This is a genomic window from Kitasatospora phosalacinea (assembly GCF_000716545.1).
Lineage (GTDB): Bacteria > Actinomycetota > Actinomycetes > Streptomycetales > Streptomycetaceae > Kitasatospora > Kitasatospora phosalacinea.
In genome coordinates this window covers 1-13,809 of sequence record NZ_JNWZ01000077.1, presented here as the reverse complement: position 1 = coordinate 13,809, position 13,809 = coordinate 1, and the positions used below count along the sequence as shown (strand labels likewise).

Below are 13,809 nucleotides of genomic sequence, written 5' to 3'. Positions count from 1 at the left end.
TCACCGCCCCGTCAGGCCGGCGGCGGCGTCCTGCTCGGCACGGCGGTAGTTCGCCGCGGTGCGCCGCAGGTTGTCGCCCTGGTGGTCCATCTCGGTGGAGAGCTCGTCCAGCAGCCGCTTCCACTGGTCGGTGCAGGCGTCGAGTTCGCTGCCGGTGGTCCAGCCGCGCAGCCCCGCCTCGGCGTCGTCGGAGGCGCCCAGCACCCGCGACGTCCCGCCGGGCACCTGCTCGGCGACGCCGCCCGCGGTCTGCCCCGCCCCGTCCAACTCGTCCGGTTCCACCTGGAACCCGCCGCCGCTGCCGCCTGGTTCCGCACTCAGCACGCCATCCCCCACCGCCGGTGTCCGTCCGACCACTTGAGCGCGCCATGCTAGCGAACGCACCGGCCGGAACCGCCGTCGTTCACCACATCCGCACCCCCTTTCCCGGCAGGACGCTTGCCCGCCCTTGGCAGTTCCTTTACCGGAACGGATGACGCGGGTTCCCGTCGCCCGCTTCACCCGATCCGGCGTCCCGACGCGCCGTCAGGCCGCCCCGGCCGTCGCGCGGGCCGGTGCCCCGCTCGCGGGAGCGGGCGCGGGCGCGGCGGGGCGCAGCAGCAGGGCGACCGCGACGGCGGTGACGGCCAGGGCGGCGCAGCCGCAGCGCAGCGCCAGGTGCAGGGCGTCGACGAACGAGGCGTCGACGGCGGCCAGGACGGGCGCCGGGGCGGGGGCGGCGTCGGCACCGGATCGGCCGGTGAGGGCGGAGACCGCGTGCGGCACGCCGTCGACGGGCAGGCCCCGCCGCCGCAGGGTCTCGGTCAGCGCGCCCGTGAGCCGCCCGGTCAGGACGGCGCCGAGGACGGCGATGCCCAGCACGCCGCCGAGTTCGCGCAGCGTGTTGACGGTGGCGGAGGCCGTGCCGGCGCGCTCCGGGGCGACCCGCTGGAGCACCGCGATCGACACCGGGGTGAAGGTCAGGCCCATGCCGAAGCCGAGCAGCACCAGCGTCCAGGCGTACGACCAGTAGTGCGCCTGCCCCGAGTGCAGCGACAGCCCGCCGAGGCCGGCCGCGCACAGCGAGATGCCCAGCACCAGCGGGAGGCGGGGCCCGTGACGGGACGTCAGCCGGCCCGACAGCGGGGCCGCGAACACGATCACGCCGCTCAGCGGCAGCCCCGCGTACCCGGCGTCGGTCGGCGCCCAGCGCATCACGCCCTGGAGCATCAGCGGCAGGAAGAACAGCGCGCCGAACATCCCGAAGCTCACCATCAGCCCGCTCAGCAGCGCCCCCGCCGACACCCGGTCGCGGAACAGCCGCAGCTCCAGCATCGGTTCGGCGGACCGCAGTTCGACCACCGCGAAGAGCGCCAGCAGCACCGCCGCGGCCGCCCCGCAGGCCGACACCCGGGCGTCCGTCCAGCCCCGGCCCGGGCCCTCGATCAGGCCGTACACCAGCGCGCCCAGCCCGGCCGAGGACAGCACCAGGCCCGGCACGTCCACCCGCCGCCCGCGCGGCGCGACGGATGGCAGGACGCGGTGCGCCAGCACCAGGGCGACCGCCCCGACCGGGACGTTGATCCAGAACACGCTGGCCCAGCCGAACGCGTCCACCATCGGGCCGCCGACCACCGGCCCCACCGACAGGCCCAGCGCCGAGACGCCCGACCACAGGCCGATCGCCCGGGCCCGCTCCTTCTCGTCGGTGAACACGTGCCGCAGGATCGCCAGGCTGCCCGGCGTCAGCAGCGCCGCGCCCACGCCCTGCAGCATCCGGGCCGCGACCAGCGCGCCGGTGCCGCCCGCGAGCGCGGCCGCCGCCGAGCCCAGGGTGAACAGCGCCAGCCCGAGCCGGTACACCCGGGTGCGGCCGTACCGGTCGCCGAGCGTGCCGCCGGTCAGCAGCAGCGCCGCGTACACCAGGCTGTAGCCCTCGGCGACCCACTGCAGGCCGCTGATGCCCGCGTCCAGGTCCCGGCCGATCCGGGGGAGCGCGATGTTGACGATGACGTTGTCCAGCATCGCCATGAACATCGTGACGCAGAGCGTGGCGAGCGCCTGCCACCTGTGCCGGTCGTTCCTGGTGTCCACCGTTCCCCCTGCGGGCGTGCCGAATAGCCCCCTAACGGCGTTAGGGGGTGCGATCGCGCGCCCAGCATTGCCCTAACGGTGTTAGATTGCAAGCGCGAACCCACTCCGCCGCCCCCAGGAGCACCCGTGGCCCAGACCCCCGCGCGCACCCTCACCCGCGAGGGCATCGCCGCCGCCGCGCTGGTCGTCCTCGAACGCGAGGGCCTCGCCGGCCTCTCCATGCGCAAGGTCGCCGCCGAGGCCGGCGTGCAGGCCGCCTCGCTCTACTGGCACGTCCGCAACAAGGAGGAACTCCTCGACCTGCTCGGCGACGCGCTCGTCGCCGACGCCGAACTCCCGCCCCGCACCGGCGGTTGGCGCGAGCAGTACCTCGAGTACGGCCGCCGCTACCGCGCCCTGCTGCTCGCCAGGCGCGACGCCGCCAAGGTCGTCGCCGGACGGCTCACCACCGGCCCGCACGTCCTGGCCGTCCTGGAGGACCAGCTCGACCGCCTGCGCGCCGCCGGCTTCGCCGACGCCGACGCCGCGATGGCCGCCTACCTGCTCTCCGCCTACGTCCAGGGCTTCGTGCTGCAGGAGCAGTCCCCGCTCTCCGCCGCCGAGGCCGCCGGCGCCAGCCGCGGCCAGGCCGCCCGCGCGGCGGGCGACGTCTTCCGCGCCCTGCCCGCCGAGACCCACCCCAACCTGGTCGCCCTCGCCGACGACCTCACCGACCCGGACATGGACTCCCGCTTCGAGTTCGGCCTCCAGCGCCTCGCCGACGGCCTCGCGGCCCTGCTCCGACAGCGGTGAGGGAGCCCCCGGAGGCCCTTCACCCCTCCAGGTGGGGGGAGTAGAGCGCCGACAGGAACCGCGTCGCGAGCTGGTCGCGCAGGTGCGGGGGCAGCGCGTCCAGCAGGCGGTTGACGCCGGCCATCCGGGTGGCGGCCCCGGGGGAGAGGTCGAGGCCGGTGGCGGGGAGGAGGGCGGCGAAGGTCGCGTCGTCCAGGGCGGCGAAGTCCAACCCGTCGAGCAGGGACAGGATTTCGGCGGGCGGCGCGACCGGGCCGCGGGCCCGGACCGCGGCGGTGCTCTCGCGCAGGGCGGCCAGCAGCGCGTCCACGCCGTCCCCGCTGACGCCGGTGAGCGTGACGTGCAGGCTGGCGGGCAGGCCGTCGACGCTCAGCTGGGGCTGCAGGAAGAAGCCGCGGGCGCGCGACTCGTCGGCCAACTCCCAGAGGTCCACCGGGTCTTCGCCCTCGGTGCCGATCGCGACCAGGGAGGCGTCCGGCGAGCCGAGCACCCGCAGCCCGTCGATCGCCCCGACGCCCTCGATCAGCCGCCGGGTCGCGGCCAGCGCCGCACGCCCCAACTCCCGGTAGCCGTCCGCCCCGAGGGCCTGCAGGGTGGCCCAGGCGCCGGCCAGCGGACCGGCGCCCTTGCTGCTCTGGACGGTGGAGTTGACCACCGGGTAGCCGGGCCACTGCGCGCAGGCGAAGTACGCGGCCAGCCGCATCGCCTGGTCGCGGAAGAGCAGCACCGACGCCCCCTTCGGCGCGTACCCGAACTTGTGCAGGTCGCAGGAGAGCGAGGTCACGCCGGGCACCGACAGGTCGAACGCGGGCACCTCGGCACCGGCCTCGGCGAGCCAGGGCAGCAGCCAGCCGCCCACGCAGGCGTCCACGTGGCAGGGCAGGCCGCGTCCGGCCGCCGCCGCGGCGATCTCCGCGACCGGGTCGACCACCCCGTGCGCGTACGAGGGCGCGGAGGCGACCACCAGCACCGTCCGCTCGGTGCAGGCCGCCGCCATCGCCGCCGGCACCGCCCGGAAGGTCTCCGGGTCGACCGGCACCGCGACGACCTTCACCTTCAGGTACTTCCCGGCCTTGAAGAACGCGGCGTGCGCCGTCGCGGGCACCACGATCTCCGGCTCGGCGACCCCGGGCCCGGCGTCCCGGGCGGCCTTGACCGCCAGCAGGATCGACTCGGTGCCGCCGCTGGTGAAGATGCCGGGCGTGGCCCCGTCCCCGCCGAGCCGGGCGGCGACCGCGCCGACCACCCGCCGCTCCAGCGCGACGATGCTGGGGAAGGCCGTCGGGTCCAGCCCGTTGACCTCCAGCATGGCCAGGTAGGCGCCCTCCGCGGCGGCCCGCACCTCGGGCCGCCCGGCGTCGTAGGTGTACGCGGTGGTGCGGCCGCCGCGGGTGGGCAGGTCGGCGGCGGTGAGCGCGCGCAGCTCGGCGAGCAGCTCCTCGGCGGGGCGCCCGGCGTCCGGGAGCGCGGTCTGACGGTCGGTCACGATGGTTCTCCAACGAGCGGGTCGGGGACGACGGCGGGGGCGGCCTCGCGGCGGCGCCCGTACGCGCGCAGGGCGGGCAGCGAGGCCAGCATCAGCAGGGCCGGCACCAGGCTGAAGCCGAGCAGGACGCCCGCCCGGGCGGCGGGGGTCTGCGCGACGGGGTGGTCGGTGGTGGAGGAGGCGAACCCGGCGGCGGCCAGCGCCAGCGAGAACAGGCCGGGCCCGGCGGCCAGCCCGGCCGTCTCGCCCGCCGTCCACAGCCCGGTGAACGCCCCGGACTGCAGCCGCCCGGTGCGCGCCGCGTCCGCGTGCACGGTGTCCGGCAGCAGCGACAGCGGCAGCACCTGGAGCGCCGCGTACGCCACGCCCAGCACCGCGCACAGCGCCAGCACCGCGCCGACGCGCACCGTCCCCGTCCCGGCGGCCGGCCACAGCGCGGCGGAGGCCAGGACGAACAGCACGGTCGCCGCGCCCAGGCAGCGCAGCCGCCCCCACCGGGCCGCGGCCCGCCCCCACAGCGGCACCGCGACGGCGCTGGGCGCGACCAGGCAGACGAACAGCACCGAGGTCAGCCCGTACCCGCCCAGCCAGTACGCGGCGGCGTACGGCGCGGCCGCCAGCATGATCGCCACCGCGGCGGCCTGCAGCACGAACGCGCCCAGCAGCGCGAAGAACGCCCGGTTGCCGCGCGCGGTGCGCAGCGCCGCCCGCAGCCCGAGCGGCTCCGGCCCCGGCCGGGCCGGCACCCGGCGCGAGCCCAGCGCGGGCACCAGCAGCGTCGCCAGCAGCAGGACGGCGACCACCGCGCCCATCACCGCGTACCCGCGCCGCCCGTCCCCGGCCAGCGACACCACGGCCGGGGCGAGCCCGCCCGCGACCAGGATGCCGACGGTCAGGCAGACGATCCGCCACACCGTGATCCGGGTGCGCACCTCGGGCCGGTCCGACATCTCGGCGGGCAGCGCCACGTACGGGACCTGGAACAGCGCGAAGGCGCTGGAGGCCAGCACGAAGGTGACCGCGACCCAGGCCGCGGCGCCGGAGCCGGTCAGCGGGGACAGGAACATCGCGGCGAACGCCACCGGCAGCGCCAGCGCCCCGGCCAGCAGGATCCGGGTGCGGCGGCCGGTGCGCAGCGCCTCCCGGTCGCTGGCGGCGCCGACGGTCGGGTTGAACAGCGCGTCCCACGCCTTGGGCAGCGCCACGACCAGGCCCGCGACCCCGGCGGGCACGCCCAGCGCGTCGGTCATGAAGTACAGCAGCAGCAGGCCGGGGACGGTCGAGTGGATGCCCGTCCCGACCGAGCCGATCGCGTACCCGGCGAGCTGCCGCCGGCCTATGCCCGCGCCGCTCACCGGGCGTCCCCGATCCCCAGCTCGCGCAGCACCAGCCCGTGCAGGTGCGCCCGGAACCGCGGCACCTGGGCGCGGATCATCGACCGGCAGAAGCCGTGCACCGTCCACAGCACCGTCCACACCGCCAGCTCGGCCCGCTCCGGCGACACCCCGGGCAGCGCCCGGGCCAGCTGGTCGCGCACCGACTCCAGCAGCGGCCGGGCGTACTCCTCCTCCAGCCCGGCGAACTCGGCGGCGTCCGCCAGCCAGCGGCGCATCCACAGCGCGGGGACGTGCGGCTGCTCCAGGCAGAAGTCCAGGTACCGGTCGGCGAAGGCGACCGCGGCCCGCGCCGGGTCCGCCGCCGCCCGCGCCCCGAACCCGCGCAGCGCCGCGTCCACCGCCGCCCGCTCGGCCTCGTGCGCCCGCCGCATCACCTCGCGGTACAGGTCGGCCTTGCCGCCCACGTGGTACGCGACGGTGGCCACGTTCAGCCCGGCGGCGGCGGCGATCGTCCGGGTGGTGGTGCCGTCGTAGCCGTGCTCGGCGAACAGCGCGGTGGCCGCCGCGACGATCCGGTCCCGGCTCAGGTCGGCCTGGCTCGGCGGTGCGTCCGGAGGTGGTGCCTCGGTCATGGCGGGGAGCGTACGCGCGCCACCCCCGTCAATCAACCGTTTGATTGATGACGGCTCCGTGAAATCCGCGGCGTTCGCGGAAGCCGACGGCCCCCGCCGCGCGACGCGACGGGGGCCGTGCGGGGGAGGGGTCAGCAGTGCGAGACGGCCTCGCAGTCCTCCCAGCGGGTGCCGGAGTAGCCGTCCTGCGCGGGGACGGTCAGCGACCTGGCCCTCTGCTGGGTGCCGGCGGTGGCGGCGGGGCCGGTGGCGAGGCGGACGGCGATCGCGTCCAGCACCGGGCGGGGGCTGGTGCCCGCGTAGTCGTTGATCAGCACGGCGAAGACCAGCCGGCGGCCGTCCGGCGCGGTGGCGTAGCCGACCAGGTTGTCGACGCCGCCCATCGAACCGCTCTTGGCGTGCACGTTGTTCTCCGCCGCGGTGCCGCGCATCCGGGCGGCCAGCGTGCCGCCGACCATCCGGGCCGGGTTGCCGGCCACCGGCAGCGCGTCGTACCAGGCGCCGAACCAGGGCTTGTCCTGGGCGAGTTCGAGCAGGCCGGCCATCTTGGCCGGGGTGATCAGGTCGTAGCGGGACAGCCCGGAGCCGTCCACCTGCCGCCCGGCGGGGGTGCCCAGCCCGTTGGCCTTCAGGAAGCCCTGGACCTGGGCGACGCCGGTCGCCCAGTCGCCGCGGCCGCCCTTGACCTTGCCGATCTCCTTGGTCAGGTGCTCGGCCATGCCGTTGTTGCTGATCTTGAGCATCGGGACGATCAGCTGGGCGAGCGGCTGCGACTGGCGCGACACCAGCGGCTGCGAGTCCTCCGTCCCGCCCGCCGCCTGCACGCCCCGCACCACGCTCACGCCGTGCCGGGCCAGCGCGCCCGCGAACACCTTGCCCGCGTACACCGACGGGTCCTCGACCGTCACCCACGAGGTCACCGGCGCGGACCCCGCCGCGATGCTCCCCGACAGCACCAACTCGTTCTCGCCGCGCCGCCGTTCGGCGTCGGCGGTGGTGCCGCTGCCCGCCGCCCCGGTGGTGACCTTCCCGGAGAACGTCATCGGCGCCTCGGCCGGGTCCAGGGTGACCTTCGCGGCCTCCCCGGCCGCGCCCGGTGCGATCGTCACCCGCACGGTGTCCATCAGGTACTCGGGGTCGTTGGCGACGGTGAGCCCGGATATCTGCGGGCTGTACGAGTACGGCTCGTCGTCCCAGGCCCAGCCCGGTCCGAGCGGCGTCGTGTCGTACCGGCTGCCGTCGGCCAGCACCCGGCCGGTGACGGTGGTGATCCCGGACGCGGCGACCCGCGCGGCCAGGTCGTCGAGGTCCGCGGCCAGCAGGGTCGGGTCGCCGCCGCCGCGCAGCACCAGGTCGCCGACGACCGTGCCGCCGTACCGCTTGCCGGAGGTGCGCACCTCGGTGGTGAACCGGTAGTCCGCCCCGAGCAGGTCGAGCGCCGCGGCCGAGGTCACCGTCTTCAGGGTGGACGCGGGGGTGAGCAGCGCCTGCGGCTGCCGGGCGTACAGCACCTGCCCGGTGGCGGCGTCCAGCACCTCGATGCCGGTCTGGGCGTTGGCCAGCCGGGCGTCGGACAGCAGCGCGTCGAGGTCGGCGGTCAGCGCGGCGTCGACCGGCGCCGGGCCGTCGGCTTGCGCCGAACCGGCGAGCAGGGAGGCGGCCAGGGCCGCGGCCGCGAACGGCAGGCCGCGGCGGTACGCGCGGTGGCGGGAGGGGCGTCCGGGCAAGGGGGCTCCAGGGTGCGGATCGGTGGGGGCGCACGTCACCCACGCCCCCGTTTGCCATGAACATTACCATTTGACGGGGTATCAGCCGATCTCCCGGCCGAGCCCCGGAGCCGCCCGGCACCCTGATCCACGCGCCACCGCCGCGAAAGGTCGCACCCCGGCCCCGATAAACTCGGAACCCGCACGGAGGGCCACGCACGGGACGAGGGACATGGCTGCGCACGCAGGGCTGACGGTCGAACGCATCACCCGCGCCGCCGCCGAACTCGCCGACCGGGTCGGCATCGAGAAGGTCACCGTCTCCGCCCTGGCCCGGCAGTTCGGCGTCAAGGACGCCAGCTTCTACTCGCACGTCAAGAACCTGCGGGAGATCCGCACCCGGGTCGCCCTGCTGGCCTCCGACGAGATGAACCGGGCCCTCGCCGCCGCCATCGCCGGCCGCTCCGGCGCCCGGGCCCTCACCGCCTTCGCCGACGCCTACCGCGACTACGCGCTGGCCCACCCCGGCCGCTACGCCGCCACCCAGCTCCCGCTCGACCCGGCCGACTTCGCCGACACCGAGGTCCTCGCCCGGAGCGTCGAACTCACCTACGCGGTGATGCGCCACTACCGCCTGGAAGAACCCGCCCTCACCGATGCCGCCCGCCTCCTGCGCAGCACCTTCCACGGCTTCGTCAGCATCGAGGCGGCCGGCGGCTTCCACCACCCCCGCGCGGCCGCCGACTCCTGGCACCGCATCGTCACCGGCCTCCACCACCTCCTGGGCGCCTGGCCCTCCTGAAGGGACCCGCCGGAGGCCCGGGCCGCCCTGCCGCTCACGGCTCCAGCACCCGGGCCAGGAACGCCGCCAGGTTCGCCCTGGCCCGGGCGGCCTTCTCCTCGGCGCTCAGGCTCTCCCGCATCCGCACCCCGCCCGCCGGGGCCCGCTTGCGCCCCCGCACGTACAGCGAGCAGGCCAGGTCGCCGCAGAAGTACTCGCCCGCCGAGGCGTACTCCCCGCCGGAGGCCCGCCCCGCCTTCCGCGCCGTCAGCAGCGCCACCCCGGACGCCGCGTGCGCCGTCAGGCAGATCGAGCACATCGCCCCCTGCCGCGCCCCCGCCCCGGCCCGCTGCGCCCGCCGCAGCGCGACGCCGACCAGCCGCTCCCCGTGCTCGGCCACCAGGTAGCCCCGGTCGGGCGCTCCGGGATCCCGCCAGCCGAGGAAGTCCAGCTCCTCCCAGGGCAGTTCGGCCAGGTGCCGGGGCAGCGCCAGCCGATTCGCCTCGCCCTTGGTGCAGTTGACGAACGATGCCCGGATCGCCGGTTCGGTCAACGCCTTCATGGTTCCGCTCGCCTCCGTCCGTGAGCCTAGGAGCTCTAGGCTCATGCCAAGGTATCCTAGGCTCACGGCCCCGCCAAGCCGATTCCCCACCGGCCCCGCTCCCGAAGCACCCGCCCGAGCCCGCCCCGATCCGCCCCGGTCGAACCGGCCGAACCGGTCGAACCGGCCGAACCGGCCGAACCGGCCGAACCGAACCGGGCCCGGACCGCGCGATGCGTTCCGGGCCCGGTCGCGGGCGGCACGGCCGTACGGCCCGGCGGCCCTCAGGGCGCGGGGATCCGTTCCGGCAGCGGCGCCGCCCGGTCCTGCGCCGCCGAGCCGGTCACCGCCGGCCGCAGCGGCCACCACAGCGCGCGGCCGAGCAGCGCGGCCACCGCCGGAACCACCACCAGCGACAGCAGCAGCGCGGAGAGCAGGATCCCGAGCGTCAGCGCGAAGGCGATCTGCTCGCTGCCCGGCGTGGTGGCCAGGGTGGCGAACGAGCCGCCCAGCACCAGCCCGGCGGTGGCGACGGCGGGCGCGGTGTGCCGGACGGCGCGGGCCACGGCGGCCCGGGCCGGGCCGGGGCGGCGCATCTCCTCGCGGATCCGGTCGGTGATCAGGATGTTGTAGTCGGTGCCGAGCGCCACCACGAACAGGAACAGCACCAGCGGCAGGGTGAAGGCCACCCCGGGCCGGTCCAGCAGGTGCTGGAACACCAGGGCGGCACTGCCCAGCGTCGCGGCGAACCCCAGCCCGACCGAGAGCAGCAGCGCCACCGGGGCGAGCAGGCTGCGCAGGAGCAGCAGCAGGATCAGCGCGATCAGCCCCGCCGCGACCGGGAACACCACCAGCAGGTCGCGGTCGACCGCGTCCGCCACGTCCGCGTACACCGCCGCCGTGCCGCCGACGTGGGCGCTCGTCCCGGCGGGGGAGTGGGCGGCGACGGCGGCCCGCAGCGGGCCGGACACCAGGGCCCGGGCCTGCGCGCTCTGCGGGTCGGCGACGGGGTAGACGTCGATCCGGACGGCCCGGCCGTCCGGGCTGCCCACCGGGTCGGCGACCTTCCCGACGCCCGCGACCTCGCCGAGCGCCCGGGCCAGCCCGGCGAAGGCGGCCGGGTCGACGGGGCCGCCCCCGCCGGCGGTGGCGTACACGGTGGCCGGGTCGGACACCCCGGCCGGGAGCGAACGGGAGATCTCGGCGGCGGTGGCGGCCGCGGGCGTCCCGGAGGAGCCGCCGAGGCCGTAGTCCATCCGCATCCCGACCAGGCCCGCGGCCAGCGCGCCGAGCAGCGCGACGGAGGCCAGCAGCGCGGCCGCGGGCCGGCGGGCCACCAGCTCGCCGAGCCGGGCGGAGACGCCCGGGCGGGGCTCCCGCCGCAGCGCGCGCGAGGGCCAGAACACGCCCCGCCCGCAGGCGGCGAGCAGCGCGGGCATCAGGGTCAGGCTGCCCAGCAGCATCACCAGCACGGCGACGGCGATCGCCGGGCCGAGCGAGCGGAACTGGCCGAAGCCGGCCACGCCCAGGGTGGCGAACGCGGCGACGATGGTCAGCGCGGCCGAGGTGATCGCCGTGCCGACCCGGCCGGACACCTCGGCGGCGACCCGGCGGGCCGACGCGTCCGGGCGGGCCCGCAGCACCTCGCGGTACCGGAACAGCAGGAACAGCAGGTAGTCGACGCCGATGCCGAGCAGCACCACCGAGATCAGCCCCGGGGTCGAGGCGTCCAGCCGCAGGCCGGTGAGCTCGGCCAGGCCCGCCACCGCGCCGCCCGCCGCCCCGCCGATCAGCGCCACCGCGAGCAGCGGCAGCACGGCGGCCAGCACGCTGCGGAACACCAGCACGTTGAGCAGCACGATCAGCCCGATCACCAGGACGCCGCCGACGGTGGTCGCCGTCCGGTTCGCGTCGGTGCCGTCCGCGGCCTCCGCCACGCCGCCGGTGAAGCCGGTGCGCATCCCGGCCGCGGCGAACCGCTCCCGGGCGGAGTCCCGGAACGTCCGGTAGACGTCCTGCACGCCCTCGTCGGCGGTGTTGCCGGACAGCTCGACGGCCACCAGCTCGAAGGAGCCGTCGGGGGCGACCATCGCGGGCGCCACCTTCGGCGTCTGCGAGCGGTCGGTCACCAGGAAGGCCGGCTCGTCGCCCTTGCGCGGCATCACCACCCGCTGCCGGCCGAGTTCGGCCGCCTCGGAGTCGATCCGCCGCCGGTCGGCGTCCGTGAGCGCCCCGCCGTCGGCGCGGGCCACCAGCACCGTGACGGTGGTGGCGTCGGGCCGCAGCCCGAAGTGCTCCTCGGCGACGTGCAGCGCCGCCGCCGAGTCGTAGCGCGCGGGCAGGAAGTCCGCGGTGCTGCTGCCGGTGACCCGGGCGAACAGCACCGGCGCCACCCCGGCCAGCGCGACCCCGAGGACCGCCCAGACGGCGATCACCTTCCAGGCGTGTCTGGTGGAGAATCCGGTCAGTGCGCGGATCAAGGTCGCCCTCCGTCTGTGCGGCTGCTGCTCGGACGGCGGTCGCCGCCCCGGTACAGACCATCAGCCCGGGTGCCCCCGAGGCGTCCGGACGCCGGACGATCCGCACCGGGGCCCGCGGGCCCCCGCCGCCCCCGCACCCGGGACCTGGCTCCCAGGCCCGCTCGCCCCGGGAGCCGACGCCCGCCCCGCCGGGCCGGTGCCAGAATGAGGCCGTCGGGGCTGGTCAGCGGCGGCGCGGCCCGAAGCGGGACAGGGGGACGGACATGGGACGGCGGCAGCACCGCTCGGGCACCGCGACGGGGACGGACGGCGCGCTCTGGACCCACACCGACGCCCTGGTGGCCGTGGCCGCGGGCGTGCTCGACGCGGTCGGCAACCTGCTGTTCGGCGCGCTGGACGGCGAACGGGGGCCGGGCCTGCCCGGGTTCCTGCTCGCGCTGCTGGCCGCCCTGCCGCTGCTGGCCCGGCGCAGCCGCCCGGTGCCGGCGCTCGCCGCAGTGCTGGTGCTGAGCGCCGCCGCCGACCTGTTCGGCCCCGGGACGCCGCACTTCGGGGTGGTCCTGACGGTCGCGCTGTACTCGGTGGCCCGGGTCGGCGGCCCCGCTACGGCCGCCGCGGCCGCGCTGGCCACCGCGGTGACCACCGTCCTCGGCCAGAGCCACTTCCGGACGCCGGCCTGGGACGTGGCGGTGTCCGCCCCGTGCTCCGCGCTGCTGGTCGCCGCCGCCGCTCTCGCGGTCGCCCGCTGGCAGCGCGAGGTGACGGCCAACCGGCAGCTGCTCGCCGACCGTGCGGTGGCCGAGGAGCGCCGCCGGATCGCCCGGGAGCTGCACGACATCGTCGCCCACCACATCACCACCATGCAGCTGATGGCCGGCGGCGCCCGCGCCAACCTCGCCGACCCCGAGGTGGTCCGGGACGCCCTGGTCACCCTGGAGTCCTCCGGGCGCCTCGCCCTGCGCGAGATGCGCCAACTCCTCGACGTCCTACGGGCCGGTGACGAACCGGACGCCGTCCCGCCCGCCCCGCAGCCCGGCACCGACGACCTCCCCCGCCTGCTGGAGGAGTCCCGCCGGGCCGGCCTGCCCGCCGACCTCACCGTGCGCGGCGAGCCCCGCCCGCTGCCGCCCGCCCTCGGCCTCACGGTGTTCCGGATCGTCCAGGAAGCCCTGACCAACACCCGCAAGCACGGCGGCCCGACCCGCGCCGCCGTCCGCCTGACCTACCACCCGGACGTGCTCACCGTCCACGTCCGCGACCACGGCTCCGGCCCCGCCACCGCCCACCCCCCGACCGAACGCGGCGGCCACGGCCTGATCGGCATGCACGAACGCGCCGCCCTGCACGGCGGCACCCTCACCGCCACCCCCCACCCCGACGGCGGCTTCGTCGTCCACGCCGAACTGCCGCTGCCCGCCGACGAATCCGTCGGCCCGCCCGACGAACTCCCGCGAACCGCCGCCGAATTCACCTCCCGGCCAGCCGAACTCCCGACCCTCGCAGCCGAATCCGCCGTGCTCCCCGCAGAGGCCCGTCGATGACCCCGATCCGCATCCTGGTCGCCGACGACCAGCCGCTGGTGCGCCGCGGTCTCTGTCTCATCCTCTCGCCCGACCCGGCCTTCGAGGTGGTCGGCGAGGCCGAGAACGGCGCCGCCGCGGTCGAACTCGCCCACCGGCTGCACCCCGACGTGGTGGTGATGGACATCCGGATGCCCGTCCTCGACGGCGTCGACGCGACCCGCGAACTCGCCCGGACCCTCCCCGACTGCCGGGTCCTCGCGCTCAGCACCTTCGACCTCGACGAGTACGTGGTCGCCGCGCTCCGGGCCGGCGCCTGCGGCTTCCTCCCCAAGGACGTCTCCCCGGAGGAGCTCGCCGCCGCGATCCGCACCGTCCGCACCGGCGAGGCGGTGGTCGCCCCGCGCCTGCTCACCCGGCTGATCTCCACCTACGTCCGCGCCCCTGCCCCCGCCCCCGCC

General features: G+C 76.5%; 12 protein-coding genes. 4 read left to right on the top strand and 8 right to left on the bottom strand.

Features of this window, described 5'->3' with window-relative positions; genetic code table 11:
* Both OO48_RS38635 and OO48_RS29075 read right to left on the bottom strand, forming a co-directional pair.
* The gene (locus OO48_RS38635; protein ID WP_157845564.1) at window positions 1-324 is read right to left on the bottom strand and encodes a WXG100 family type VII secretion target; all 324 of its coding nucleotides are present in this window, start codon (window positions 322-324) and stop codon (window positions 1-3) included.
* A gap of 201 nt (window positions 325-525) precedes the next feature.
* A complete protein-coding gene (locus OO48_RS29075; protein ID WP_033221641.1) occupies window positions 526-2,073 on the bottom strand; it encodes an MFS transporter in 1,548 nt (515 codons plus the stop codon).
* 126 nt (window positions 2,074-2,199) lie between these two features.
* Between OO48_RS29075 and OO48_RS29070 the strand changes: the two genes are divergently transcribed.
* The gene (locus OO48_RS29070) at window positions 2,200-2,865 is read left to right on the top strand and encodes a TetR/AcrR family transcriptional regulator C-terminal domain-containing protein (protein WP_051733059.1); all 666 of its coding nucleotides are present in this window, start codon (window positions 2,200-2,202) and stop codon (window positions 2,863-2,865) included.
* Between the two features lie 19 nt (window positions 2,866-2,884).
* On the opposite strand, the gene OO48_RS29065 is transcribed toward OO48_RS29070, so the two are convergent.
* From OO48_RS29065 to dacB, 4 genes are all read right to left on the bottom strand, one after another.
* A complete protein-coding gene (locus OO48_RS29065; protein ID WP_033221638.1) occupies window positions 2,885-4,351 on the bottom strand; it encodes a pyridoxal phosphate-dependent decarboxylase family protein in 1,467 nt (488 codons plus the stop codon).
* Complete coding sequence (locus OO48_RS29060) at window positions 4,348-5,706, bottom strand: MFS transporter (protein WP_033221636.1); 1,359 nt, start codon at window positions 5,704-5,706, stop codon at window positions 4,348-4,350. Before OO48_RS29060 ends, OO48_RS29065 begins: the two co-directional genes overlap by 4 nt.
* On the bottom strand, window positions 5,703-6,320 hold the full coding sequence (locus tag OO48_RS29055) for a TetR/AcrR family transcriptional regulator (protein ID WP_033221634.1): 618 nt from the start codon (window positions 6,318-6,320) through the stop codon (window positions 5,703-5,705). The genes OO48_RS29060 and OO48_RS29055 overlap by 4 nt, the downstream gene beginning before the upstream one ends.
* A 131-nt stretch (window positions 6,321-6,451) precedes the next feature.
* Window positions 6,452-8,047: a D-alanyl-D-alanine carboxypeptidase/D-alanyl-D-alanine endopeptidase gene (gene dacB / locus OO48_RS29050; RefSeq protein WP_051733057.1), complete on the bottom strand. Its 1,596-nt coding sequence runs from the start codon at window positions 8,045-8,047 to the stop codon at window positions 6,452-6,454.
* A gap of 211 nt (window positions 8,048-8,258) precedes the next feature.
* Here dacB and OO48_RS29045 point away from each other — a divergent pair, with 211 nt between their 5' ends.
* Window positions 8,259-8,828: a TetR/AcrR family transcriptional regulator gene (locus OO48_RS29045; protein ID WP_033221632.1), complete on the top strand. Its 570-nt coding sequence runs from the start codon at window positions 8,259-8,261 to the stop codon at window positions 8,826-8,828.
* A 34-nt stretch (window positions 8,829-8,862) separates the two neighbouring features.
* Here OO48_RS29045 and OO48_RS29040 read toward each other — a convergent pair whose 3' ends face one another.
* Window positions 8,863-9,369: an FBP domain-containing protein gene (locus OO48_RS29040; RefSeq protein ID WP_033221630.1), complete on the bottom strand. Its 507-nt coding sequence runs from the start codon at window positions 9,367-9,369 to the stop codon at window positions 8,863-8,865.
* 263 nt (window positions 9,370-9,632) lie between these two features.
* Window positions 9,633-11,828 carry an MMPL family transporter gene (locus OO48_RS29035; RefSeq protein WP_033221628.1) on the bottom strand — a complete coding sequence of 732 codons (2,196 nt, stop codon included), beginning with the start codon at window positions 11,826-11,828 and terminating at the stop codon, window positions 9,633-9,635.
* 263 nt (window positions 11,829-12,091) lie between these two features.
* Between OO48_RS29035 and OO48_RS29030 the strand changes: the two genes are divergently transcribed.
* Both OO48_RS29030 and OO48_RS29025 read left to right on the top strand, forming a co-directional pair.
* Window positions 12,092-13,369, top strand: a complete 1,278-nt coding sequence (locus OO48_RS29030) for a sensor histidine kinase (RefSeq protein ID WP_081952462.1) — start codon at window positions 12,092-12,094, stop codon at window positions 13,367-13,369.
* Window positions 13,366-13,809 (top strand): response regulator (locus OO48_RS29025; RefSeq protein ID WP_051733055.1); only part of this gene is annotated, 444 nt, incomplete at its 3' end. The genes OO48_RS29030 and OO48_RS29025, both read left to right, overlap by 4 nt.

Coding starts and splice junctions, on each gene's coding strand:
- OO48_RS29055 (WP_033221634.1), bottom strand. CDS start 6,320: ATGACCGAGGCACCACCTCCGGACGCACCGCCGAGCCAGGCCGACCTG.
- OO48_RS29045 (WP_033221632.1), top strand. CDS start 8,259: ATGGCTGCGCACGCAGGGCTGACGGTCGAACGCATCACCCGCGCCGCC.
- OO48_RS29040 (WP_033221630.1), bottom strand. CDS start 9,369: ATGAAGGCGTTGACCGAACCGGCGATCCGGGCATCGTTCGTCAACTGC.
- OO48_RS29030 (WP_081952462.1), top strand. CDS start 12,092: ATGGGACGGCGGCAGCACCGCTCGGGCACCGCGACGGGGACGGACGGC.